General features: G+C 57.1%; 22 protein-coding genes, 1 tRNA gene and 2 pseudogenes. 8 read left to right on the top strand and 17 right to left on the bottom strand.

From position 1 onward, the window contains the following. Window positions 1-126: 126 nt before the first annotated feature. From uraH to hpxU, 9 genes are all read right to left on the bottom strand, one after another. Window positions 127-462 (bottom strand): hydroxyisourate hydrolase, encoded by a 336-nt coding sequence (uraH, locus tag AAF463_RS04135; protein WP_101762537.1) that lies wholly within the window; start codon window positions 460-462, stop codon window positions 127-129. Further along, a complete protein-coding gene (gene uraD, locus AAF463_RS04130; RefSeq protein WP_350261572.1) occupies window positions 459-953 on the bottom strand; it encodes a 2-oxo-4-hydroxy-4-carboxy-5-ureidoimidazoline decarboxylase in 495 nt (164 codons plus the stop codon). The genes uraH and uraD overlap by 4 nt, the downstream gene beginning before the upstream one ends. 2 nt (window positions 954-955) lie before the next feature. Beyond that, window positions 956-2,221 carry an allantoate amidohydrolase gene (hpxK, locus tag AAF463_RS04125; RefSeq protein WP_350261571.1) on the bottom strand — a complete coding sequence of 422 codons (1,266 nt, stop codon included), beginning with the start codon at window positions 2,219-2,221 and terminating at the stop codon, window positions 956-958. Beyond that, complete coding sequence (locus AAF463_RS04120) at window positions 2,218-3,453, bottom strand: alanine--glyoxylate aminotransferase family protein (protein ID WP_192236764.1); 1,236 nt, start codon at window positions 3,451-3,453, stop codon at window positions 2,218-2,220. Before AAF463_RS04120 ends, hpxK begins: the two co-directional genes overlap by 4 nt. 21 nt (window positions 3,454-3,474) lie before the next feature. Next, the gene (locus AAF463_RS04115; RefSeq protein ID WP_101762541.1) at window positions 3,475-4,206 is read right to left on the bottom strand and encodes an amino acid ABC transporter ATP-binding protein; all 732 of its coding nucleotides are present in this window, start codon (window positions 4,204-4,206) and stop codon (window positions 3,475-3,477) included. Then, window positions 4,187-4,843 (bottom strand): amino acid ABC transporter permease, encoded by a 657-nt coding sequence (locus tag AAF463_RS04110; protein WP_097097590.1) that lies wholly within the window; start codon window positions 4,841-4,843, stop codon window positions 4,187-4,189. Before AAF463_RS04110 ends, AAF463_RS04115 begins: the two co-directional genes overlap by 20 nt. Beyond that, complete coding sequence (locus AAF463_RS04105; protein ID WP_061717544.1) at window positions 4,843-5,508, bottom strand: amino acid ABC transporter permease; 666 nt, start codon at window positions 5,506-5,508, stop codon at window positions 4,843-4,845. The genes AAF463_RS04110 and AAF463_RS04105 overlap by 1 nt, the downstream gene beginning before the upstream one ends. Before the next feature lie 3 nt (window positions 5,509-5,511). After that, a complete protein-coding gene (locus AAF463_RS04100; protein WP_097094836.1) occupies window positions 5,512-6,297 on the bottom strand; it encodes a transporter substrate-binding domain-containing protein in 786 nt (261 codons plus the stop codon). Between the two features lie 192 nt (window positions 6,298-6,489). Beyond that, window positions 6,490-7,329 carry a MurR/RpiR family transcriptional regulator HpxU gene (gene hpxU, locus AAF463_RS04095; RefSeq protein ID WP_101762543.1) on the bottom strand — a complete coding sequence of 280 codons (840 nt, stop codon included), beginning with the start codon at window positions 7,327-7,329 and terminating at the stop codon, window positions 6,490-6,492. Window positions 7,330-7,552: 223 nt separating this feature from the next. Between hpxU and AAF463_RS04090 the strand changes: the two genes are divergently transcribed. Genes AAF463_RS04090 through hpxZ form a run of 4 tightly spaced genes read left to right on the top strand, consistent with a single transcriptional unit; the run spans window position 7,553 to window position 11,114 of the window. Further along, window positions 7,553-9,139, top strand: coding sequence for a gamma-glutamyltransferase family protein (locus tag AAF463_RS04090; RefSeq protein ID WP_350261570.1), 1,587 nt, complete (start codon window positions 7,553-7,555; stop codon window positions 9,137-9,139). Between the two features lie 12 nt (window positions 9,140-9,151). Continuing rightward, the gene (gene hpxX, locus AAF463_RS04085; protein ID WP_061723592.1) at window positions 9,152-9,337 is read left to right on the top strand and encodes an oxalurate catabolism protein HpxX; all 186 of its coding nucleotides are present in this window, start codon (window positions 9,152-9,154) and stop codon (window positions 9,335-9,337) included. After that, complete coding sequence (locus AAF463_RS04080; RefSeq protein WP_350261569.1) at window positions 9,334-10,728, top strand: AtzE family amidohydrolase; 1,395 nt, start codon at window positions 9,334-9,336, stop codon at window positions 10,726-10,728. The genes hpxX and AAF463_RS04080 overlap by 4 nt, the downstream gene beginning before the upstream one ends. A gap of 2 nt (window positions 10,729-10,730) precedes the next feature. Further along, window positions 10,731-11,114: an oxalurate catabolism protein HpxZ gene (gene hpxZ / locus AAF463_RS04075; protein ID WP_350261568.1), complete on the top strand. Its 384-nt coding sequence runs from the start codon at window positions 10,731-10,733 to the stop codon at window positions 11,112-11,114. A gap of 161 nt (window positions 11,115-11,275) precedes the next feature. On the opposite strand, the gene puuE is transcribed toward hpxZ, so the two are convergent. Genes puuE through AAF463_RS04060 form a run of 3 tightly spaced genes read right to left on the bottom strand, consistent with a single transcriptional unit; the run spans window position 11,276 to window position 13,715 of the window. Continuing rightward, window positions 11,276-12,235, bottom strand: a complete 960-nt coding sequence (gene puuE, locus AAF463_RS04070) for an allantoinase PuuE (RefSeq protein WP_110867822.1) — start codon at window positions 12,233-12,235, stop codon at window positions 11,276-11,278. 29 nt (window positions 12,236-12,264) lie between these two features. Then, window positions 12,265-12,996 (bottom strand): allantoin racemase, encoded by a 732-nt coding sequence (hpxA, locus tag AAF463_RS04065; RefSeq protein ID WP_110867823.1) that lies wholly within the window; start codon window positions 12,994-12,996, stop codon window positions 12,265-12,267. Further along, complete coding sequence (locus tag AAF463_RS04060) at window positions 12,993-13,715, bottom strand: GntR family transcriptional regulator (protein ID WP_350261567.1); 723 nt, start codon at window positions 13,713-13,715, stop codon at window positions 12,993-12,995. Before AAF463_RS04060 ends, hpxA begins: the two co-directional genes overlap by 4 nt. Window positions 13,716-13,860: 145 nt before the next feature. Between AAF463_RS04060 and AAF463_RS04055 the strand changes: the two genes are divergently transcribed. Continuing rightward, a complete protein-coding gene (locus AAF463_RS04055; RefSeq protein WP_350261566.1) occupies window positions 13,861-15,354 on the top strand; it encodes an NCS1 family nucleobase:cation symporter-1 in 1,494 nt (497 codons plus the stop codon). A 130-nt stretch (window positions 15,355-15,484) separates the two neighbouring features. Here the strand turns inward: AAF463_RS04055 and AAF463_RS04050 are convergent. Both AAF463_RS04050 and dnaQ read right to left on the bottom strand, forming a co-directional pair. Beyond that, window positions 15,485-15,561: transfer RNA gene (locus AAF463_RS04050), tRNA-Asp, on the bottom strand. Between the two features lie 134 nt (window positions 15,562-15,695). Then, the gene (dnaQ, locus tag AAF463_RS04045; RefSeq protein ID WP_350261565.1) at window positions 15,696-16,427 is read right to left on the bottom strand and encodes a DNA polymerase III subunit epsilon; all 732 of its coding nucleotides are present in this window, start codon (window positions 16,425-16,427) and stop codon (window positions 15,696-15,698) included. Between dnaQ and rnhA the strand changes: the two are divergent. Continuing rightward, window positions 16,381-16,948, top strand: a pseudogene (gene rnhA / locus AAF463_RS04040) (ribonuclease HI). The gene dnaQ and the pseudogene rnhA sit on opposite strands and share 47 nt — an antisense overlap. Here rnhA and AAF463_RS04035 read toward each other — a convergent pair. Continuing rightward, entirely contained in the window at window positions 16,933-17,667 is a 735-nt protein-coding gene (locus AAF463_RS04035) for a class I SAM-dependent methyltransferase (protein ID WP_061723590.1), read from the bottom strand. The pseudogene rnhA and the gene AAF463_RS04035 sit on opposite strands and share 16 nt — an antisense overlap. A gap of 40 nt (window positions 17,668-17,707) precedes the next feature. Between AAF463_RS04035 and gloB the strand changes: the two genes are divergently transcribed. Together gloB and mltD are read left to right on the top strand one after the other, a co-directional pair. Then, window positions 17,708-18,463, top strand: coding sequence for a hydroxyacylglutathione hydrolase (gene gloB, locus AAF463_RS04030; protein ID WP_210082099.1), 756 nt, complete (start codon window positions 17,708-17,710; stop codon window positions 18,461-18,463). A gap of 71 nt (window positions 18,464-18,534) precedes the next feature. Then, window positions 18,535-19,908, top strand: coding sequence for a murein transglycosylase D (mltD, locus tag AAF463_RS04025; protein WP_192236772.1), 1,374 nt, complete (start codon window positions 18,535-18,537; stop codon window positions 19,906-19,908). Window positions 19,909-20,058: 150 nt separating this feature from the next. Here mltD and AAF463_RS04020 read toward each other — a convergent pair whose 3' ends face one another. Both AAF463_RS04020 and AAF463_RS04015 read right to left on the bottom strand, forming a co-directional pair. Beyond that, window positions 20,059-20,862, bottom strand: coding sequence for an endonuclease/exonuclease/phosphatase family protein (locus AAF463_RS04020; RefSeq protein ID WP_008105211.1), 804 nt, complete (start codon window positions 20,860-20,862; stop codon window positions 20,059-20,061). Window positions 20,863-21,152: 290 nt separating this feature from the next. Next, window positions 21,153-21,272: pseudogene (locus tag AAF463_RS04015) on the bottom strand (MFS sugar transporter); the annotation flags it as partial. Window positions 21,273-21,285: the final 13 nt, after the last annotated feature.

Here is a 21,285-nt window from a genome sequence, read left to right as displayed (position 1 = left end):
GGCTTCATATTGCTTTCTACTATGCGACTAAGATTAGCCGCACTTTCGCCAGGAATATATTTGGATGAACCGAAGGTTTTGATAGTTACTGGCTTTCAAGCGCAGCGCGTGAAGTGGCGCACATTATCAGCTGCCGCGATAGGTCGACCACGACCACGGCGAGATGAGAAACGGCAGATGATAATGGCTGCCTGTGGCGCCAATCACGAAATCAATCTGCGCACTCACGTAGAGCGCATCGCGCCCTTCGGCAGCAAAGTAGTCGCCAATTTCCGCCGTCAAACGGTAATGACCTGGCGCCAGCGGTTCGGGCGTCAGATCTTTAATGCGTCCGTCGCTGTCGGTGTTGCCTTCCACCAGCGGCAGCCAGCCTTCCGGGCTATTTTGCTCGAGCGAAACCGCCACGCCAATCGCCGGTTTGCCCAGCGCGGTATCGAGAATATGCGTCGTAATGGTGCTCATGTGATGCTCTCCTTTAGCCGCAACAGGGTAATTTCACGCAGCTGCGCCAGCGCTTCACGCTGTTCACTCGCTGCATCATTGTTAAGCCGACGCTGCAATTCTGCCAGCATCTCTTCGCCGCTGCGCCCTTTGGCACGAATCAGAAACACCCGGCCAAAGCGCTGCTCATAGGTTTGATTGCCCGCCAGCATCGCCAATTGCAGCGCGCCGTCCGCCTGCTGCATCGCCGACTGCTCACTGCGCGACAGCGTGGCCTCTTTGTCCGCGCCCGCCACGTTGTCGCCAATGCGTGGATGGGCACTCAGCGCCAGCTCAAGATCAGCGGCTTGCCACCGCTGCGCCAAACGATCGGCTTCGGCCTGCAAAGCCGCAACGTCGGCAAAAGGTCGCGCCGCCACCAGCGCCTGCTGCCAGGCGGGAATCGCCACGCAGTGCGCAATCGCCGTCTGCGCAGCTTGAGGTGAAAGCTGATTAAAGTTGACCAAATCCATCTTTATTCCTTAGCGCGCGCAATATCGCAAACCGCTTGCAGATAAGCCTGCACGCCCAGCGCCACATCAGCGGTTTGTACCGATTCCGCCGGATGATGGCTGATGCCGCGATGGTTGCGCACAAACAGCATGCCCACCGGCCAGCGCTCGGCGATAGCAATTGCATCATGCCCCGCGCCGCTCGGCAGCGACAGGCTGCGCCCTTGCACGGTTTCTACCGCATGGCTCAGCGCCTGCTGCAACCGCGCATCACAGGCGGTAGCGGCAATGTGGTAATACTCGTTGGCGCTGAAGGTTAAGCCGCGACGCAGCGCAATCGCCTGCGCCTGGGTGAGCAGCGTAGAGAGTAAACGCTCCAGCGGCTCATCCTGCGGACCGCGCACGTCAAGCGACAGCTGCACTTCACCCGGAATCACGTTGACCGCGCCCGGCAAGCAGCTCAGCGTGCCGACGGTCGCCACCAGCTGCGGATCGTGCTCTTGCGTGGTGTGCTCAATAAACACCATCCATTCAGCGGCAGCGGCCAGCGCATCTTTGCGATGCGTCATCGGCACAGTGCCCGCGTGACCCGCTTCACCGATAAAGCTGCAGTTCAGACGACGCGCGCCGTTGATCGCCGTGACCACGCCAAGCGCCAAATCTTCCTGCTCAAGACACGGACCTTGCTCGATATGCAGTTCCAGATAGGCGGCGATGTCATTGACCTGACGCGCCGCGTCGTGAATCTTCGCCGCATCGAAACCGACATCCTGCATCGCTTCCGCCACGGTGATGCCGTTGCCATCCGGGTGCGTCACCCAGCTTTCCGGCCAGTTGCCGGTTATGCCACGGCTGCCGAGCAGCGTAATGCCGAAGCGCGTGCCCTCTTCGTCGCCGAAGCCGACAATCTCAATCGCCAGCGGCAAACGCTGCTGCCGATCGTGCAGCCACTGCACGGTTTCAATGGCGCTTAACACGCCGAGCATGCCGTCGTAGCGACCGGCATTGCGCACCGTATCCAGGTGCGAACCGAGCAGCAGCGCCTGCGCGCCCGCCTGCGCCGCTTCGTAGCGACCGCAAATGTTGCCCACCGCGTCCTGCCACGTCGTCATGCCCGCAGCCTGCATCCATTCGCCAACGCGCGCGTTGGCACGCAGCTGCTCCGGCGACAGATAAACGCGCGTCAGGCCATCTTCGCTTTCGCTGATCTCAGCCAGCGCATCACAGCGCGCCATGACGCGAGCGGCGGCGATCTGCGCCTCGCTGGCGGTCATCAGGCTTTTATTCATGCGCGGCTCCCGTAAAGATCCCACGCCGCCTGCATCCCCGCGCCTTGCGTGGTGCGGAAGCCAACATGATTCAGCACCGCTTCCAGCGCGCTCAGGGTTTGCATCACGCAATCTTTACGCGCGTTGTAGCCCATGGTGCCGATGCGCCACACTTTGCCATGTAGTGGACCAAACGAAGTGCCGATTTCGATACCGAAATCTTCCAGCACCAGCTTGCGCACCTGATCGCCATTCACGCCCTGCGGGATCACCACGCCGAGCACGTTATTCATTTTGTTTTTTAAATCGCCAAAGGTTTCGAGGCCCATGCCCTGAATGCCTTTCAGCAGCGCATCGCCGTGCAGCTTGTGGCGCGCGATGCCGTTATCTAATCCCTCTTCCATTATCAGACGCGCACATTCACGCGCGCCAAACAGCGCGGTGGTGGCTTCGGTGTGGTGATTGAGGCGCTCCGGGCCCCAGTAATCCATGATCATGCCGAGATCGAAATAGTTGGAGTAGATCATCTCGTCGTCGCCATCCTGATGATCGGCGGTGCGGATGCCCTCTTCCACGCACTTGCGCTTGCGGATCACCGCTTCCATCTGCGGGCTCAGCGTGATTGGCGACGTACCGGATGGACCGCCGAGGCACTTCTGCATCCCGGCTGAGACCGCATCCAGGCCCCACGCATCGGTTTCCAGCGCGTTACCGCCGAGCGACGCGGTGGCATCGGTGTAGAACAGCACGCCATACTTCTGGCAAATCGCGCCCAACGCTTCCAGCGGCTGCAGCATGGTGGTGGACGTATCGCCCTGCACCGTCAGCAGCAGGCGCGGCTGCACTTTTTTGATCGCGTCTTCAATCTGGTCCGGCGTAAACACTTCACCCCACGGCACTTCAATAGTGTGCACTTCCGCGCGGCAGCGGCGGGCAATTTCACACAGCAGATGACCGAAACGGCCAAACACCGGCACCAGCACTTTGTCGCCCGGTCGGATCGCCGACAGCAGGATCGCTTCGATACCGGCGCGTGACGTGCCGTCGATCAGCATCGTCCAGCGGTTTTCAGTGCGGAATACGCCACGGTACAGCGCCATCACTTCGTTCATGTAGTGCGTCATCGCCGGATCGTACTGGCCGATCAGCTGGCTCGACATGGCGCGCAGCACGCGCGGATCGGCATTGATCGGGCCCGGTCCCATCAACAGACGCTGTGGCGGATTGATTTGCGAAAATTGGCTGATATCCATGTTGTATTCCTTAAAGAAAGCTTAGAGGCGCACGGTAGAGATAAACTGCTTCAGCTCCGCGGTTTGCGGATTGGCGAACAGCGTTTTGCTGTCGCCCTGCTCCCAGACGCGCCCCTGATGCATAAAGACCACGCGATCGCCCACGTCGCGGGCGAAGTTCATTTCATGGGTGACAAGAATCAACGTCATGCCTTCGGCGGCCAGCTGCTCCAGCACTTTCAGCACTTCGCCCACCAGCTCGGGATCGAGCGCGGAGGTGATCTCATCACAGAGTAAAACTTTGGGCTGCATCGCCAGCGCACGGGCAATCGCCACGCGCTGCTGCTGACCGCCCGACAAATTGGCCGGATAGTAATTGATGCGCTCACCGAGGCCGACTTTCTCCAGCATCTGCGTTGCCAGCGCACGGCATTCGGCTTCACTTTTCTTCAGCACGCGGCGCGGCGCCAGCATCACGTTTTCCAGCGCCGTCATGTGCGGGAACAGGTTGAAGTTCTGGAACACCATGCCGACCGAACGGCTGATTTCACGCGCCTGCGATTCGCGGTCGGTAATTGTCATACCGCCGAGTTTGATGCTGCCTTCCTGATAACCTTCCAGCCCGTTCATGCAGCGCAGCAGGGTACTTTTACCCGATCCGCTGCGGCCGATAATCGAGATCACTTCGCCGTGATCGACATCGAGATCGACACCTTTCAAGACGTGGTTATCGCCGTAGTACTTCTGTACCTGATTAATGGTGATGAGCGGCATTGAATTTTTTCTCCAGGTACTGGCTGTAACGCGACAGCGGATAACACATCAGGAAGTAACCGAGCGCCACCAGGCCAAACACCTTGAACGGCTCATACGTCACGTTATTCAAAATGGTGCCGGCTTTGGTCAGCTCGACGAAACCGATAATCGAGGCCAGCGCGGTGCCTTTAATCACCTGCACGGCAAACCCAACCGTAGGCGCGATGGCGATACGAATCGCCTGCGGCGCGACCACGCGAAACAGCGTTTGACCAAAGGTCAGGCCGAGACAGCGCGACGCTTCCCACTGCCCTTTTGGCAGGGCGCGAATGCTGCCGTACCAGATATCCACCAGAAACGCGCTGGTGTAGAGCGTTAAGGCCAGCGAGGCGGCGGTCCAGGGCGCCACGTCGATGCCGAACAAGCCGACGCCGAAGAAGGCGAGGAACAGCTGCATCAGCAGCGGCGTGCCCTGAAACAGCTCGGTGTAGGCGCGCACCAGGCGCATCGGCCATTTACGTTTCAGCAGGCGCATAAACAGCAGCGGCAAGGTCACCAGCGTGCCGCCAAAAAACGCCACCAGCGAAAGTAAAATTGTCCAGCGCGCTGCCAGCAGCAGGTTGCGCAGGATGTCCCAGTCGGTAAATTGCGTCATCATGCCGGCTGCGCTCCCAACCATTTACGTCCCAGCGCCAGCAGCAGTTGGCGCATGGCAATCGACAACGCCAGATAGATCAGCGTGGTCACGAAATAGACTTCAAAACTCAAAAAGGTGCGCGACTGAATCAGGTTGGCGGCGAAGGTCAACTCTTCGTACGACACCTGCGACACCACCGACGAGCCGAGCATCACAATGATGCATTGGCTGACCAGCGCCGGATAAATACGCTGCAGCGACGGCGGCAACACCACGCGGATAAAGGTTTGCGTGCGGGTCAATCCCAGCACGCGCCCCGCTTCCCACTGACCGCGCGGCGTCACCTGAATGCCGGCGCGAATAATTTCGGTGCTGTACGCGCCAAGGTTAATCAACATCGCCAGCAGCGCGGCTTCGCCCGCCGTCAGTTTCAGACCCAGATTGGGCAACCCAAAGACGATGAAAAACAGCTGGACCACAAACGGCGTATTACGAATCAGCTCGACGTACAGGCCCCAGATGCGGCTCGCCCAGCTCGGTTTGCCGCTGCGCAGCGCCGCGCCGAGAATACCGAGGCTGACACCGCCCACGGTGGCGAGCACGGTGATCTGAATTGTGACCCACAGTCCGGCCAGTAACTCTGGCCAGTGCGGCCAGAGATCGGCGAAGTTAAGTTGCGCCATACTTTATGCGCCGAGGTTCGCTGGCAGCGGCGCTTTCAGCCACTCTTCCGACAACTTGTTCAGCGTGCCGTCTTTGATGCCCTGCTCAATCAGCGCATTCACTTTCTCTTTCAGCGCCGGCTCATCTTTTTTCAGGCCGATGTAGCACGGTGAATCTTTCAGCATGAACTGGGCAACCGGCGCTTTTTCGGCGTTCTGGCGCGCAATCGCCGCCACTACCAGGTTGCCCGTCGCCACGTACTGCACTTGTCCGGAAAGGTAGGCCGACAGCGTGGTGTTGTTATCTTCATAACGCTTCACCTGCGCTTCTTTCGGGGCGATATCGCTTAACACCATATCTTCCACTGCACCGCGCGTGACGCCGATCGATTTGCCGCTCAGCGCTGCCGCATCTTTCAGCGTTTCGCCTTTCGGACCAAATACGCCGAGGAAGAATGGCGCGTAAGCGCGGGTGAAATCGATCACTTTTTCACGCTCGGCGTTTTTACCCATGCTGGAGATCACCAGATCGACTTTATCGGTCTGCAGATACGGCACGCGGTTGGCACTGGAAACGGGCACCAGCTGCAACTTCAGTTTCATCTGTTTAGCGAGATACTTCGCCATGTCGATATCGTAGCCCTGGGGTTGCAGATCTGTACCTACAGAACCGAACGGCGGGAAGTCTTGCGGAACCGCCACGCGGATCACGCCGCGCTTTTGGATATCCTGCAGCTGATCGGCCATCGCACTCCCGACCTGCGCCATCAGCAATGCCGCGCCCGCTACCGCTAATAATACTTTTTTCATTATGCACCCCGGTGAGTTTACGTGAAACAAAAGATTCTTGATGAATCATTCTGCAACTAATGTGCCAACCGCAGTGCCGGGAGAAGAAAGGAGAAAAAACGGGGTTTTACCGCGTTGAAGGCAACAAAAACGGGCATCGCGCCCGTTGGAATTAACGATCAAAAACAGTGCAATGCACCACAATGGCGCCCGTTAACGGTGTTCCAGCTCGTCAAGATGCTGATAAAGATCGGCAATTTGATGGATACGCTGACGGCCCTGCGACAACATTTCGTGCAGTAACGCATTTGCCAACAGGTTAATCAGGCTCATGGCGGAGGCGTAGCTATCAAAAGCGGAAACGCTGTCGAGCGGCGCACAAAGCTGCCAGCGCGCCAGCGTAATAATCCCCTGCGCCTGCGGCTCACACAGCGCCAGCACCGGAATGTTGCTCTGCTGCAGCTGCTGCATCAGCGGGCGAATGATGCGTGGACGGCGGCGAAACGCCATCACCACCACGATATCGTCGGGCGTGATATCCACCAGCTCTTCGCCCAACGTCTGGCCCGGCTGCGGCAGCACATGCACCTGCGGACGCGCCTGCATCAGCTGCTGACGCAGGTGCAGCGCCACCGGATAGGCGTTACGCATGCCGATGATAAATACCCGTTTTGCCGCGCCCAGCGCGCTAATCACCTCGCCAAACTGCTGCGGATCGATGCTGTTGACCCACTGCGTCAGGTTGGCCATCTCCTGCTTATAGTGACGTGACAACAAGGTGTTGCCCTGCACCGCATCGCGGTTGTCGGTGAGCGGCATGCCGCTCTGGCGCAGGATGCGCAGCTCGTCGCGCATGTCCTTATATTTCTCGTAACCGAGACGCTTGAATAAACGGCTGACCGTGGCCTTCGACACACCGCTCAGCCGCGCCAGCTCGGCGCTGTTGTAGCTGATCAGGTCATCAAAATGGTCAAACACGAAGTCGGCAATGCGCTGCTCCTGCGGTGACAGTTGCGGATAGTGACTACGAAGGCGTTCATCAAGTTGTTTCATCATCGGTCCTGTAACTTTCGTTTCATCACAAGCTAGCATAAATCGATCCAGATTGATGTCCGTTCAAAACTGGAACAGCTCTTGCTTAGATTTATGCAATATTTGCAGATGTTCACGAATTCGCACATTCCGTAGCGGCGCAATTTATTGCGCGATAAATCGCGCCACTACGGAATGTGCGGTGATTAAACAGAGTACTGAAAGAGAACAAGAGAAAATCACTATGATACAGAGCAACATGGCGCCGTTAGGCATGGCCGTTACGCCGCACCATCTCGCCAGCGAAAGCGCGTTAGCGGTGCTGCGCGAAGGCGGCAATGCGCTGGAAGCGATGGTGGCGGCCGCAGCCACCATCGCCGTGGTTTACCCGCACATGAACGGTTTGGGCGGCGACGGCTTCTGGCTGGTGGTGCCGCCAAACGGCGATCCCATCGCCATTGACGCCAGCGGCGCAGCCGGTTCGCTGGCACATCTTGATTTCTACCATGGCGAAACGCAGATTCCGCATCGCGGCCCCAAAGCCGCCTTAACCGTGGCGGGTACCGTCAGCGGCTGGCAGGAAGCGTTGACGCTGGCGCAGGAACTTGGCGCGACGCCGCTGCCGTTAACCCGCCTGCTGCGCGATGCGATTCGCTATGCCGCCGACGGCATTCCGGTCACCGCCTCGCAAGCCGCCGCCACCGCCGCCAAACAGCACGAGTTGCAGCATCAACCTGGTTTTGCCGCCACCTTTTTACCGGACGGCAGTGTGCCAGTTGCCGGCAGTCGCTTCACCCAGCCGGCGCTGGCGAATACGCTGAGCATGCTGTGCGATCACGGGCTGGAAAGTTTCTATCGCGGTGAACTGGCGCACCATCTGGCGCGCGAAATGACTGCGCTGGGAATGCCAATCACGCTCGAAGATTTGCAAACGCACCAAGCCCGCCGCTGCACGCCGCTGCATCTGGCGCACAGTGAAGGCGATATCTGGAACATGACGCCGCCGACGCAGGGTTTGGTGTCGCTGGCGATCCTCGGCATTACCGATCGGCTGAATATGGCTGACGCCAATGAAGCGCAAACCGTGCACCGCATCGTTGAAGCCACTAAAAAAGCCTTTGCGCTGCGCGACAAGCACATCACCGATCCGCGCCACATCGACATTGATGTGCAGCGTCTGCTGGATGAGGAACACCTCAGCACGCTGGCGGCGCAGGTGGACGATCAACAAGCCGCTGCGTGGGGCACCGGGCGCGGGCCGGGCGATACCGTGTGGATGGGCGTGATGGACAGCAGCGGATTAGCGGTTTCGTTTATCCAGAGCGTCTATCACGAATTCGGCAGCGGCGTGGTGCTGCCCGGCACCGGCATCACCTGGCAAAACCGGGGTGCCGCCTTCAGCCTGCAACCCGATCATCTGCTGGCGCTGCAGCCGGGCAAACAGCCGTTCCACACCCTCAATCCCGCTGCCGCGCGTCTCAAAGATGGCCGCACCATGGTGTACGGTTCGATGGGCGGCGACGGCCAACCGCAAACCCAGGCGGCGATTTTCACCCGTCACGTGATTCAGGGACATCCGTTGCAACAGGCGGTGAGCGCGCCGCGCTGGCTGCTGGGTCGTACGTGGGGACAATCATCCGATTCGCTCAAGCTCGAAGCGCGCATCGCGCCGGAAACAGTGCAGCAGTTGCGTGCGCTCGGCCATGAGGTTGAACTGCTACCCGATTTCAGTGAAGTGGTCGGCCATGCGGGCGCGATCGTCAGACACAACAACGGCATGCTGGAAGGCGCGTTCGATCCGCGCAGCAACGGCAGCGCCGCCGGTTTCTAACGGAGATTATTGATGAGTTCACAACCGGACTGGGCCACCTATATCGCCCAAATGGAGCAGATTCTGGCGCTGGAGCTGGATGATGCGCGCCGCGCCGAGCTGCTGACGCAGTTCAACCGCATCGCCGCCATGGCCGAGCCGCTGATGGCGCTGCCGCTCGACGATCGCCTGGAAGTGGCGGGAGTGTTTCATCCATGAAACTGTCGTCATTATCGATTAATGCCCTGCAGCAGGCGCTGAGTCAGGGCGAGATCAGCGCCCGCGATATCGCGCAAAACACGCTGGCGGCGATTGAACAGCATAAGGCGATCAACGCCTGGACCGAAGTCACCGGTCAGCGCATGCTGCGCGAAGCCGATCAGATCGATCAGCTGCGCCAGCGCGGTGAAACCTTGCCGCCGCTAGCCGGTATTCCTTACGCGGTGAAAAACCTGTTTGATGTCGCCGGACACAGCACCTTAGCCGGTGCCAGCCTGTTCAGCGCACGCGCGGCGGCGCGCGAGGATGCGTGGGCGGTGAGCAAACTGCGCCAGTCTGGCGCGCTGCTCTCCGGCATGCTGAATATGGATGCCTATGCTTATGGTTTTACCACGGAAAACACCCATTACGGCGCAACGCGCAACCCGCGCGATTTAACCCGCGTGGCGGGCGGATCGTCCGGCGGTTCAGCGGCGGCGGTGGCAGCGGGTTTGGTGCACTTCTCGCTCGGTACCGACACTAATGGCTCGATCCGCGTGCCCGCTTCACTGTGCGGCATCTTTGGCCTGAAGCCGACCTTTGGCCGCCTGTCGCGCAGCGGCAGCCATCCGTTTGTCGCCAGCCTCGATCACATCGGCCCGTTTGCCCGTTCGGTTGAAGATTTGAGCCTGGTGTACGACACCTTGCAAGGTGCCGATGCCAGCGATGCCTTCCAGGCCGCGCAGCCCGCCTCGCCAGCTAGCGCAGGGCTCAGCAAGGGCGCAGAAGGCGTGCGCAGCGCGGTACTCGGCGGGTTCTTCTCAACCTGGTGCAGCAATGAAGCGCGTGCCGCCGTGGCGGTGGCAGCTAAAGCGCTGCAGGCAATCGACGAAGTGACCTTGCCGAATGCGGAGATCGCACGCTCGGCGGCCTTTATCATGACCGCCGCAGAAGGCGGCAATCATTACCTGCCGATGCTGCGCACGCAGCCGGAGCAGTTCGAGCCCAACTCGCGTGAGCGCCTGCTGGCCGGTGCGATGCTGCCTTCGGCATGGTACGTGCAGGCCCAGCGTTTCCGCCGCCACTTCCAGCAGCAGGTGCTGCCGCTGTTTGAGCAGTTTGACGTGCTGATTGCGCCCGCCACGCCCTGCACCGCCACCACCATCGGCCAGGAAACCATTCATATCAACGGCCAGCATTTGCCGACGCGCGCCAGCATGGGCATGCTAACCCAGCCGATTTCGTTCCTCGGCTTACCGGTCTGTACCGTGCCGCTGCAAACCGCCAGCGGCTTGCCGATAGGCTTGCAGCTGATCGCTGCGCCGTTTAAAGAACATCTGGCACTGCGCGCCGCCTGGGCGCTGCAACAGCAAGGGCTGACGCTGCCACAAACCACCTTAATGGACGCCTGAAAATGACACCTGAACATATCGATCGCCCGGCAATTCTCGCCGAAGTCACCGCCGCCTTTTACCGCTATGAGCAAGCGCTGATCAGCAATGATGTGAAGGTGTTGGATGAGCTGTTCTGGCACGACAAACGCACCGTGCGTTTGGGCGCGGGTGAGAATTTGTATGGCATTGATGAGATCCGCGCTTTTCGCGCGGCGCGGCCGTCAAAAGGGTTGGAACGCGAGTTACGTAATACGGTGATCACCACTTTTGGCGATGACTATGCGGTGTGCAGTACGGAGTTTACGCGTGAAGGTGTAGAGAAGATCGGACGCCAGCAGCAGACGTGGGTGCGATTACCGTGCGGTTGGCGGATTGTCGCGGCGCAGGTGAGTTTGATGAGTTGAGTTGGGTGCTTTTTCCCTCACCCTAACCCTCTCCCGCACGCGGGAGAGGGAATGATTGGGCTACCGCACGCGAGAGAGGGAATGATTGGGTGGAGTGATTTGTTAAACCGGGGCCGGATCGGCTCCTTCTCCCGCTGGCGGCAGAAGGTTGGGATGAGGGGCTAAGCGCTCGGTGCCGGATGCGTCGCGATCCAGTGATCGGCGATTTGCTGCCGCGTACACACCCACACATCCTCATGCTGCTGAATGTGATCAAGGAAGCGCTGCAAGCCACGGAATTTCCCCGGACGTCCCAATAAACGACAGTGCATGCCAATCGACATCATCTTCGGTGCCGTTTCGCCCTCTTCGTACAGCACATCAAAGGTGTCGCGCAAATAGGTAAAGAACTGCTCCGCCGTGTTGAAGCCCTGCGGCGAGGCGAAGCGCATATCGTTGCACTCCAGCGTGTAAGGGATGACCAGATGCGGTTTAACCGTGCCGTCCTGACAGGTGACCTGCGTCCAGAACGGTAAATCGTCGCCGTAATAGTCGCTGTCATAGCTAAAGCCGCCCTGCTCGACCACCAAACGTCGGGTATTTGGGCTGTCGCGGCCGGTGTACCAGCCGGTTGGCGCTTTGCCGAACAGGTCGGTTAACACGTCCACCGCCTGCTGCATATGCTGGCGCTCGGTTTTGGCATCCATTGCCTGATAGTGAATCCAGCGCCAGCCGTGGCTCACCACGTCGTAATCCGCCGCTTTAATCGCCTCGACGATGTCCGGATGACGCGCCAGCGCCATCGCCACGCCAAACACCGTTAGCGGCAAACCGCGCTTTTGAAACTCATTGTGGATGCGCCAGAAACCGGCGCGCGAGCCGTATTCATACAGCGAATCCATCGACATATGGCGATCGGCGTAGCTGGCCGCGCCGATGATATCGGAAAGAAACTGCTCGGAACCGGCGTCGCCATGCAACACGTTGTTCTCGGCGCCCTCTTCGTAATTAAGGACAAACTGCACCGCGACGCGCGCTTTGCCCGGCCACTGCGCATGCGGCGGGTTGCCAGCGTAGCCAATCAGATCGCGCGGATAGTTTTTGTTGAAGCTGTACTCTTTCTTGCCAGATACATCATTCATTCTGTAAGTTCCTGTCGCTCAACCAGTGGTTAGTTTAGGTGCTGAAAGGCTCCGCTGAGCGGTTTTTCGAGTGGATAATCGAGATCGCCATGCTTGCTGGTACCAAAGCCTAGCGCCACCAGCGACTCCACCATTTTTACCGCAGCGCTGACCCCGTCGATTACCGGCATGCCCAGTTCTTTGGTGAGATCCTGCGCCAGCGTAGCCATACCGCCACAGCCCAGCACAATCGCGCCGCTGCCATCTTCACGTTTGGCCTGCATGCAGCGCTGACGCACTTTCTCCTGCGCCACGCCGCTGCCGTCTTCCAGCGCCAGCACCGGCAGATCGATGGCGTGCAGCGCGGCACAATGGTGTGTGAAGCCATATTGCTGCAGCAGATGGCGCGCAATCACCAGCGTGCGCGGCAAAGTGGTGACAATCGAAAAGCGCGTCGCCACCAGCGTGGCGGTGTGCATGGCCGCTTCCGCAATGCCAATTACCGGGCCGCTCGCCAGTTCACGCGCCGCCAGCAATCCCGGATCGCCGAAGCAGGCAATGATATGGCCGCTCACGCCCTGCTCTTTGCCGCGTTTCACCTGCTCCAGCACACCAATCGCCGCGATGGCCTCATCAAAATGACCTTCAATCGACTCGACGCCGTGAGTCGGGCACACCGCCAGAATCTCGGTGCCCGGCGCGGCGACGGCGCGCGCGGCAGTACCCATGGTTTCCGTCATCGCTAAGCTGGTGTTGGGATTGATGACCTGAATCAGGCTCATGATGCCGCTCCTTTGTTACCGGCAAATAACCGGGTGAAATCAGGCAAGGTTTCGCCGCTGCGCTCAAAGTGCAGGCTGGCAACAATATGTTCGAAGTGATGCTGCAGCGCCGCCGTCAACCCCGGCAGATCTTTTTGCCGCAGCAGATCCACCAGCCGATCGTGATGATCGCATCGGCAGCCGCGCTGCCACGGTGCACCGTAAGCGGCAATCACCAGCGACGAACGCTGCGTCAGGCGCGTCACCATATCGGTGAGCACTGCGTTACCGGAGATCGCCTGCAGCTGAATATGGAACGCGGCGGAGAGACGAATCGCCGCGGCACCATCATGCTGATCATGTGCCTGCTGCTCTTCTTTAATCAGCACGCCGAGTGCCGCTAAGTGCGGTGCCTGCACGTGGCTCAGCACCGCCGGCAGATTGGCGCACTCTAATAAACTGCGGGTGGCGAAGATGTCGCGGGCTTCATCCACGCCCGGCGTCGCCACCTGTGCACCACGCCTGGGCGACAAAGTGATCATTTGCACCGCGGCGAGGCGTTGCAGCACCTTACGAATGCCGGTGCGACTCACGCCGAAGACATCCGATAAGGCTTCTTCCGGCAATTTACTGCCCGGCGGCAGTTGATGCTCAACGATGGCGGTAAGCAGCGCCTGATAGATAGGTTCATCGCGATCGTTCAGATCGGCAGCCGTTTTCTGGCCTGTTTCACTCTTCATTACCTGCTCCGGTAAGTGACTGTGTGCTGCACATCGTATACGTGAAATTAATTTTTTGTATACAAGAAATCATTTCTGGCCTGGATCCTGCAATACCGTTTCACGCTGTGATTATTTTTCCATGATGTTGAGAGGAGCAGGTTTCATGCCAAATCATTCTGAAGTGACCTCGCGGGTGGCCTCTGAAGCCAACGCACAATACAGTCCACGTCTGTGTAATGACGATCTGGCGCCGACGCGCGACCAGAACTGGTCGTGGTACAACATCTTTTCGTTCTGGATGTCGGACGTGCACAGCATGGGCGGCTACGTGGTGGCCGCCAGCTTCTTTACCCTCGGGCTGGCGAGCTGGCAGGTGTTGCTGTGCTTGTTAGTGGGCATCTGCATTGTGCAGCTGTGCGCCAATCTGGTGGCCAAACCGAGCCAGATGGCAGGCGTACCGTACGCAGTGATTTCGCGTCAGGCGTTTGGCGTGTTCGGCGCTAACATCCCGGCGATTATTCGCGGGCTGATCGCTTTTGCATGGTACGGCATCCAGACTTATCTGGCGGCTAACGCGCTAATGCTGGTGCTGCTGAAGTTCTTCCCCACCCTGAGCAGCATGACGCAAAGCAGCTGGCTCGGCTTATCTCAGCTGGGCTGGTGTTGTTTCGGTGTGATGTGGTTACTGCAGGCGATGGTGTTCTGGCACGGCATGAACGCGATTAAACGCTTTATTGATGTCGCCGGTCCGGCGGTGTACGTGGTGATGGTGGCGCTGGCGGGCTGGATTGTATACAAAACCGGTTTCGATGGTATCTCCTTTACGCTGGCCAGCAAGCAGTTGAGCACCGGCGAGCAAACCTGGCAGATGATTACCGCCACCGCGCTGGTGGTCTCCTACTTCTCCGGTCCGCTGCTGAATTTTGGTGACTTCTCGCGTTACGGCAAAAGCATGGGCGAAATTCGTCGCGGCAACCGCTGGGGCTTACCGTTCAACTTCCTGCTGTTCTCGATTGTCACCGTGGTGATTGTCTCCGGTACGCAATCGCTGTTCGGCAGAATGATCACCGATCCAATTGAAACTGTCAGCATGGTGGGTAACGACGTGGCGGTGGCGATTGGCCTGCTGACCATGATTATCGCTACCATCGGCATTAATATCGTGGCGAACTTTGTTTCGCCGGCATTCGACTTCTCGAACTGCTCACCGCAGAAAATCAGCTTCCGCACCGGTGGCATGATTGCCGCAGTTGGTTCGGTGTTACTGACGCCGTGGAACCTGTTCCAGTCGCCAGAATTGATTCACTACACGCTGGATGTGCTGGGCTCGTTTATCGGGCCGCTGTTTGGCATCCTGGTGGCCGATTTCTATCTGATCAAACGCAGCAACGTCTACGTGGATGACCTGTTTGATGACACGCCGAAAGGACGTTACTGGTATCGCGGCGGCTTCAACCCGAAAGCAATTGCCGCGCTGCTGCCGTCGGTGGGCATTTGTCTGGTGATCAGCTTTATTCCTTCACTGCATGCGGTGGCGAACTTTAGCTGGTTTATCGGCGTGGCGTTGGGTGCGGGCTGCTATCGCTGGCTGGCGCGCGCTGACCGCGAAGAGTCGGTGGCGGCGTATCACGCGACGGTGGCGGTACAGAAGGATTAAGTTGCGTGCGCGCTGGCCCTCATCCCATCCTTCGCCCGCTTGCGAGAGAAGGCGGGGGATGAGGGAAAGCGATACCATTTGGAAAAAGCAAAAAGCCGATGCATTTCTGCATCGGCTTCTTTAAATAGATTGGCGGAACGGACGGGGCTCGAACCCGCGACCCCCTGCGTGACAGGCAGGTATTCTAACCAACTGAACTACCGCTCCGCGCTTTGTTCCCCGTCGAGAACGAGGCGCATATTAATAGCAGCTTTCACACCCGTCAACGCTTTTTCTGTGGGAATGTTTCGTTTGACGTTTTTTTCAGCTTAACGTCGATTTTGCACGCAAAATCAGCCGTTTTACACGCGCCACAAGCAGCTACCACCCTTCTTCTGCACCAAATCCAGACGACCTTCGTGCGCAGCAATCTCTTCATCGCTGGCGGTGACCACGCGCAGACCTGAACTCGGACGCACAATGCGCTGAATGTTCTCCGCGCCGCCCTGATTGTTCTGCTCGCCGTCCAGAGAAAATGCCAGCGAGGTTTGACCGCCGGTCATCATCAGGAATACTTCGGCCAGAATCTCGGCATCGAGCAGTGCGCCGTGCAGCGTACGCTTGCTGTTGTCTATCTCATAACGGTTGCACAATGCATCGAGGCTGTTGCGCTTGCCGGGATACATCTTACGCGCCATCGCCAGGCTATCAGTGATCTGGCAGAAGGTTTCGGTTTTGCCGATATCCCGCTTCAGCATGCCGAATTCATAATCCATAAAGCCGATATCGAACGATGCGTTATGGATCACCAGCTCTGCGCCACGGATGTAATCAAGGAATTCGTCGGCGATATCCGCAAATATCGGCTTATCAGCGAGGAATTCATCGGCGATACCGTGAACGCCGAACGCTTCCGGATCCACCAGCCGATCGGGCTTCAGATACATATGGAAGTTGTTGCCGGTCAGGCGACGGTTGATCACCTCAACCGCACCAATTTCAATGATGCGATGTCCTTCATAATGCACACCGATCATGTTCATGCCGGTGGTTTCAGTATCGAGGACGATCTGGCGGTTATTTGCAGTGCTCATAGGACTCGTTTTATGTCAGACTTGGCGTTTTGTCAGAAGGAAGTCTACCAGAGATGCGTAAACAGGTAGAAATATTCACCGATGGATCTTGCCTGGGCAATCCCGGTCCCGGCGGTTATGGCGCCATTTTACGTTATGGCGCGCATGAAAAAGAGTTCAGTACAGGTTATCGCCTCACCACTAACAATCGCATGGAAATGATGGCGGCTATCGTGGCGCTCGAAGCGTTAAAACAGCCGTGTGAGGTGGTGATCAGCACCGACAGCCAATATGTTCGTCAGGGTATCACCAGTTGGATCCACAACTGGAAGAAGCGCGGCTGGAAAACCGCCGATAAAAAACCGGTGAAAAATGTCGATCTGTGGAAACGCCTCGATGTGGCGCTCAGCAACCATGAAATTAAGTGGGAATGGGTAAAAGGCCACGCCGGGCATCCGGAGAACGAACGCTGCGATGAACTGGCACGCAGCGCGGCGGGAAAGCCCACTCAGGATGATATCGGTTATCAGGTTGAATCCTGATCCTTCACTTCACGAAACTGGCGCGTGACGTTAACCGTTTGCCGTAGCTGGCTTTGACTCAGATTCTTCTTCATTTTGGTGGGCGTTAGCGGGAACGTACGTTTACGTGCCACCACAATGTTCAAACAACCGAGCGCCGGTAAATGCGCGCTGATCACCCTGCCGCCCTGCCGATGCCACGGCACCACCTGGAAACGGGTGCGGTAAACCACCTCATAATTCAGCAGGCCCAGCCAGTCGAGCAATCGTACCTGGCTGAACATCCGTCCACTCCACGGCGCGCGCGAATGCAGACCCGGAATGCCTTTGCTAATCCCTAATAAACTGAAAGGGTTGAAGCCACTGATGATCATCCAGCCATCATCGATTAATACCCGATCCACTTCACGCAGTACGCGGTGCGGATCCTGACTCCACGCCAGCGTGTGCGCCAGTAAACAGGCATCAACGGATTTAGATTCAAAGGGTAATTGCGTGTTATTAGCGATTACCTGTAATTCATCGCCCTCAATGCCCACATTCACCTGATGCGATATGGCACACTGGCTGGTGTTGATTTCTGCGCTGAGGCTGCCAATTTTAAGCATATGAAAGCCATACAGCTTGCCGAGATAAGGCTGCAGTTGCTGAGTGAGCGCGTCGCGAAAATAGTCTCCCATTGGCATATCGCGCCAGGAGCGCGGTGCAGTCAGGATTTGGCGTGTTTTAGCCGGCTTCATGCTCTACCATTTTCCTTTTTCTACGACCTGAGAGGTGTTTATGAATCTTACCAGCATTCCCGCATTGCAGGATAACTACATCTGGACACTGACGGACGATGACAACAGGTGTTTGATAGTCGATCCCGGCGAAGCACAGCCGGTGCTGGATAAAATCAGGGCCAATCATTGGCAACCCGTGGCGATTTTACTGACGCACCATCATCACGATCACGTCGGCGGTGTGGATGAGCTGCTGCAGCACTATCCCGAATTGGCGGTTTTCGGTCCACAGGAAACGGCAGATAAAGGGGCGAAGCGTATTGTGGCCGAAGGTGATGAATTTACCCTGCTTGGGCTGAATTTCCGTGTCATCGCAACACCCGGTCACACTTTAGGACATATCTCATATTTCAGCTCCCCTTATCTTTTCTGTGGTGACACGATGTTTTCTGGCGGCTGCGGGCGTTTATTTGAAGGCACTGCAGAGCAAATGTTTGAATCATTTCAAAAACTTAATCAGCTCCCTGAAGATACTCTCGTTTGCTGCGCGCATGAGTACACTTTATCCAATATGAAGTTTGCTGCGGCTATTCTGCCCCATGACCCTAAAATTTTGGCAAGGTATCAGCAAATTAAGGACTTACGCGCAGAAAACCGCATCACTTTACCGACAAAACTGGCCTTAGAGCGCGAAATAAATTTATTTTTACGCACGCAAGAGGCTGATTTACAACAGGCTTTAGGCACTAATGTCTCATCATCAGCGTTATGGCAAACTTTCGCCGATCTACGCGAGAAGAAAGACCGCTTTTGATATTTGAGGTTGTGTTGTGGTGGACCGTCACGTATAGTTGCTCGTCTTTTAAGCGAACTATTGACACACACATGAAGGCTAAAGCGATCTTACTCGCCTCGGTCTTGCTGGTAGGATGTCAGGCATCAAGGAATGACGCCAATATCCCCGTACAGCATGCCCAGAGTCTGTCTTCAGCTGGTCAAGGTGAAAATGGAAAGTACGGAGATCGATTGTTGTCGCCGCGATGGCAGGATGATGGAACAAGCCTCGCAGAAGATACTGATCTCTGGAATCACATTAGTGACGAGTTGAAGATGGGGATTCCGGAAAACAGCCGGATCCGCGAACAAAAAACAAAATTTTTAAAAAATAAGAGCTATCTCCACGATGTAACATTACGGGCAGAGCCGTACATGTACTGGATTGTCGAGCAGATACAGAAACGTAAAATGCCGATGGAACTGGTACTGCTACCCATAGTGGAGAGCGCTTTTGACCCACACGCAACATCTTCTGCGAATGCCGCCGGCATCTGGCAGATTGTTGCACAAACGGGCAAAAACTATGGTTTGAAACAGAACCAATGGTACGACGGACGCCGCGATGTGGTGGCCTCGACCAAAGTAGCGCTGGATATGATGCAGCGTCTGAACGGTATGTTTGACGGCGACTGGTTACTGACCATCGCCGCCTATAACAGCGGTGAAGGACGTGTGCTGAAGGCGATGAAACAGAATAAGGCGCGCGGTAAGCCGACTGACTTCTGGAGTTTATCGCTGCCCCGCGAGACCACGGTTTACGTACCTAAAATGTTGGCCTTGAGTGAGATTCTCAAGAACAACAAGCGTTACGGTATCAAACTGCCGACCCCGAACGAGAGCCGTGCTTTAGCTCGCGTAGAGGTGGGACAGCAGATTGAACTGACGCAGGCCGCCGATATGGCCGGAATGTCTCTCAGCAAGTTGAAGACATTTAATGCCGGTTATAAAAACGGTGCCACTGCGCCAAATGGACCGCACTACATTATGGTGCCGAAGTCCAACGTTGCTAAATTGCGCGATTCACTGGCTTCCGGTGATATCGCTTCCGTGCAGCCTACCGAGATGGCGAAAGTCAGTGCGGCAGGAAACAGCTATACGGTACGCAAAGGCGACACCTTGTCTGGCATTGCCAACAAGCTTGGCGTAACCGTCAGTGCACTGAAACAGCAGAACAATCTGCGCAGCGCTTCAGTTCGTACCGGTCAGACTCTGACCGTGAACGGCAAAGCGAGCACGCAATTGGCTGATAACGGCAACAGCATCACCTACCGTGTACGTAAGGGTGATTCTTTTGCCAGTATTGCTAAACGCCACGGTGTGAACACCAAAGACGTTATGCGCTGGAACAGTGACGCTAAAGACATTCAGCCGGGCGACAAGCTCACGCTGTTTGTGAATAATAGCGCAACACCTGATACCTAATGCCCCGAAAAGGCTGACTTTTGTCAGCCTTTTTCATTTTCTGCTTCTGCTAAATTCTGCATATCGCCTGTTCAGGCTCTGACTCGCCCTTCCCTGTATTGTTTCAGCTGAACATTAACTGTTGCGGGGCGGGAGTTCGAGCGTATTAGCTTAACGCTCAATACCGTAGAGAGAGTTGAACTCAACCAGCAGCGGATTGTGATCTGATGCGCGCGTCACCAGCACAGAAGCTTCACTGACCTTCATATCGCGGTAGAAGACGAAATCCAGTGGGCGCCCAAAGGCTTTTCGGCGATGGTCATCGGTGAAGTTCACCTCACGCAAAGACATCTCCCGCGCAAAGCGATACAGCGCATTCATGCGCTGGCGGCTCCAGGCGTTGAAATCCCCCGCCATGATCACCGGCCCACGATGATGTTGAATCTGTTCGCCAATCGGCCCCAACTGTTTGCTGTAGACATCGACACCGAGACTGAAATTGACCGCGTGGATATTCACCACCATCAGCATTTCGCCCGTGGGTAATGGATACGCCGTGACCAGCGCAGATTTGGCCAAACGCAGCAGCGGCTCACGTTCCCGTAGTGGGCAACAGTACACAGGGTGCGCAGACGCCAACGTCATGACGCCGGAAGGATGTTGCGGTAAGACAAAGGCCGGCACCTGATCGGCCGCAAGATAGTTACTGGTGGCGAATTTGACCAGTTCAGGCGTGGCCTGCGCCTCCTGCAGCAGAACAAGGTGGGCATCTTTGCCAAAACCCTGGAGCACAGACATCCAGTCTGCACGCTGTTGCTTGAAGATATTCCAGACTAAAACTCGTAGTGTGGGATCAGCTGGCAAAGGTGCGCCAGGCGGTAATGCCTGCCCAAGATGCAGCATTGCCCCCGGCGGAAAAATCCGTTCTGCTGGCTGACCTGCTACATAACGCATTGAATAAGTTTTTTTCCGCACTTTCCCGCCCAACTGGTTTACGACTCGTACTTCACCTGACTGTTATAGGGATTTTAGCGCGGGGTTTCAATTGGTGTTCTTGATTGTCGGAATTCGCCTCACAGCTTACCAATGTAAAAGCCTGCCAGCTGGCAGGCTTTCGTGCGGGTTATTCCATCGCTATCGCAGTCTGAGTTTTATCGAGTTGGCCACTCAATCGCACTAGCAGCAGCGTGCCAGGTACATACACCGTACCGATCCACGGGGTTTGCGCCAATCCATAATGTTCAACAATGCAGAATCACGCTCACTGCGTCAGGCAGCGTAATACGGAGTTGTTCAGCGATGGTTGGGCTCAGAACGACGATAACAAATTCTGTCGTTCCGATCGCACAGGCACTGATCGTCAGCGCCCAAAGTGCAATTGGCATGATTAACTCATTA

Source organism: Pantoea sp. BJ2, assembly GCF_040255075.1.
Classification (GTDB): Bacteria; Pseudomonadota; Gammaproteobacteria; order Enterobacterales; family Enterobacteriaceae; genus Pantoea; species Pantoea leporis.
The sequence above is the reverse complement of the archived record's forward strand: the minus strand, read 5'-3'. Positions and strand labels throughout refer to the sequence as shown.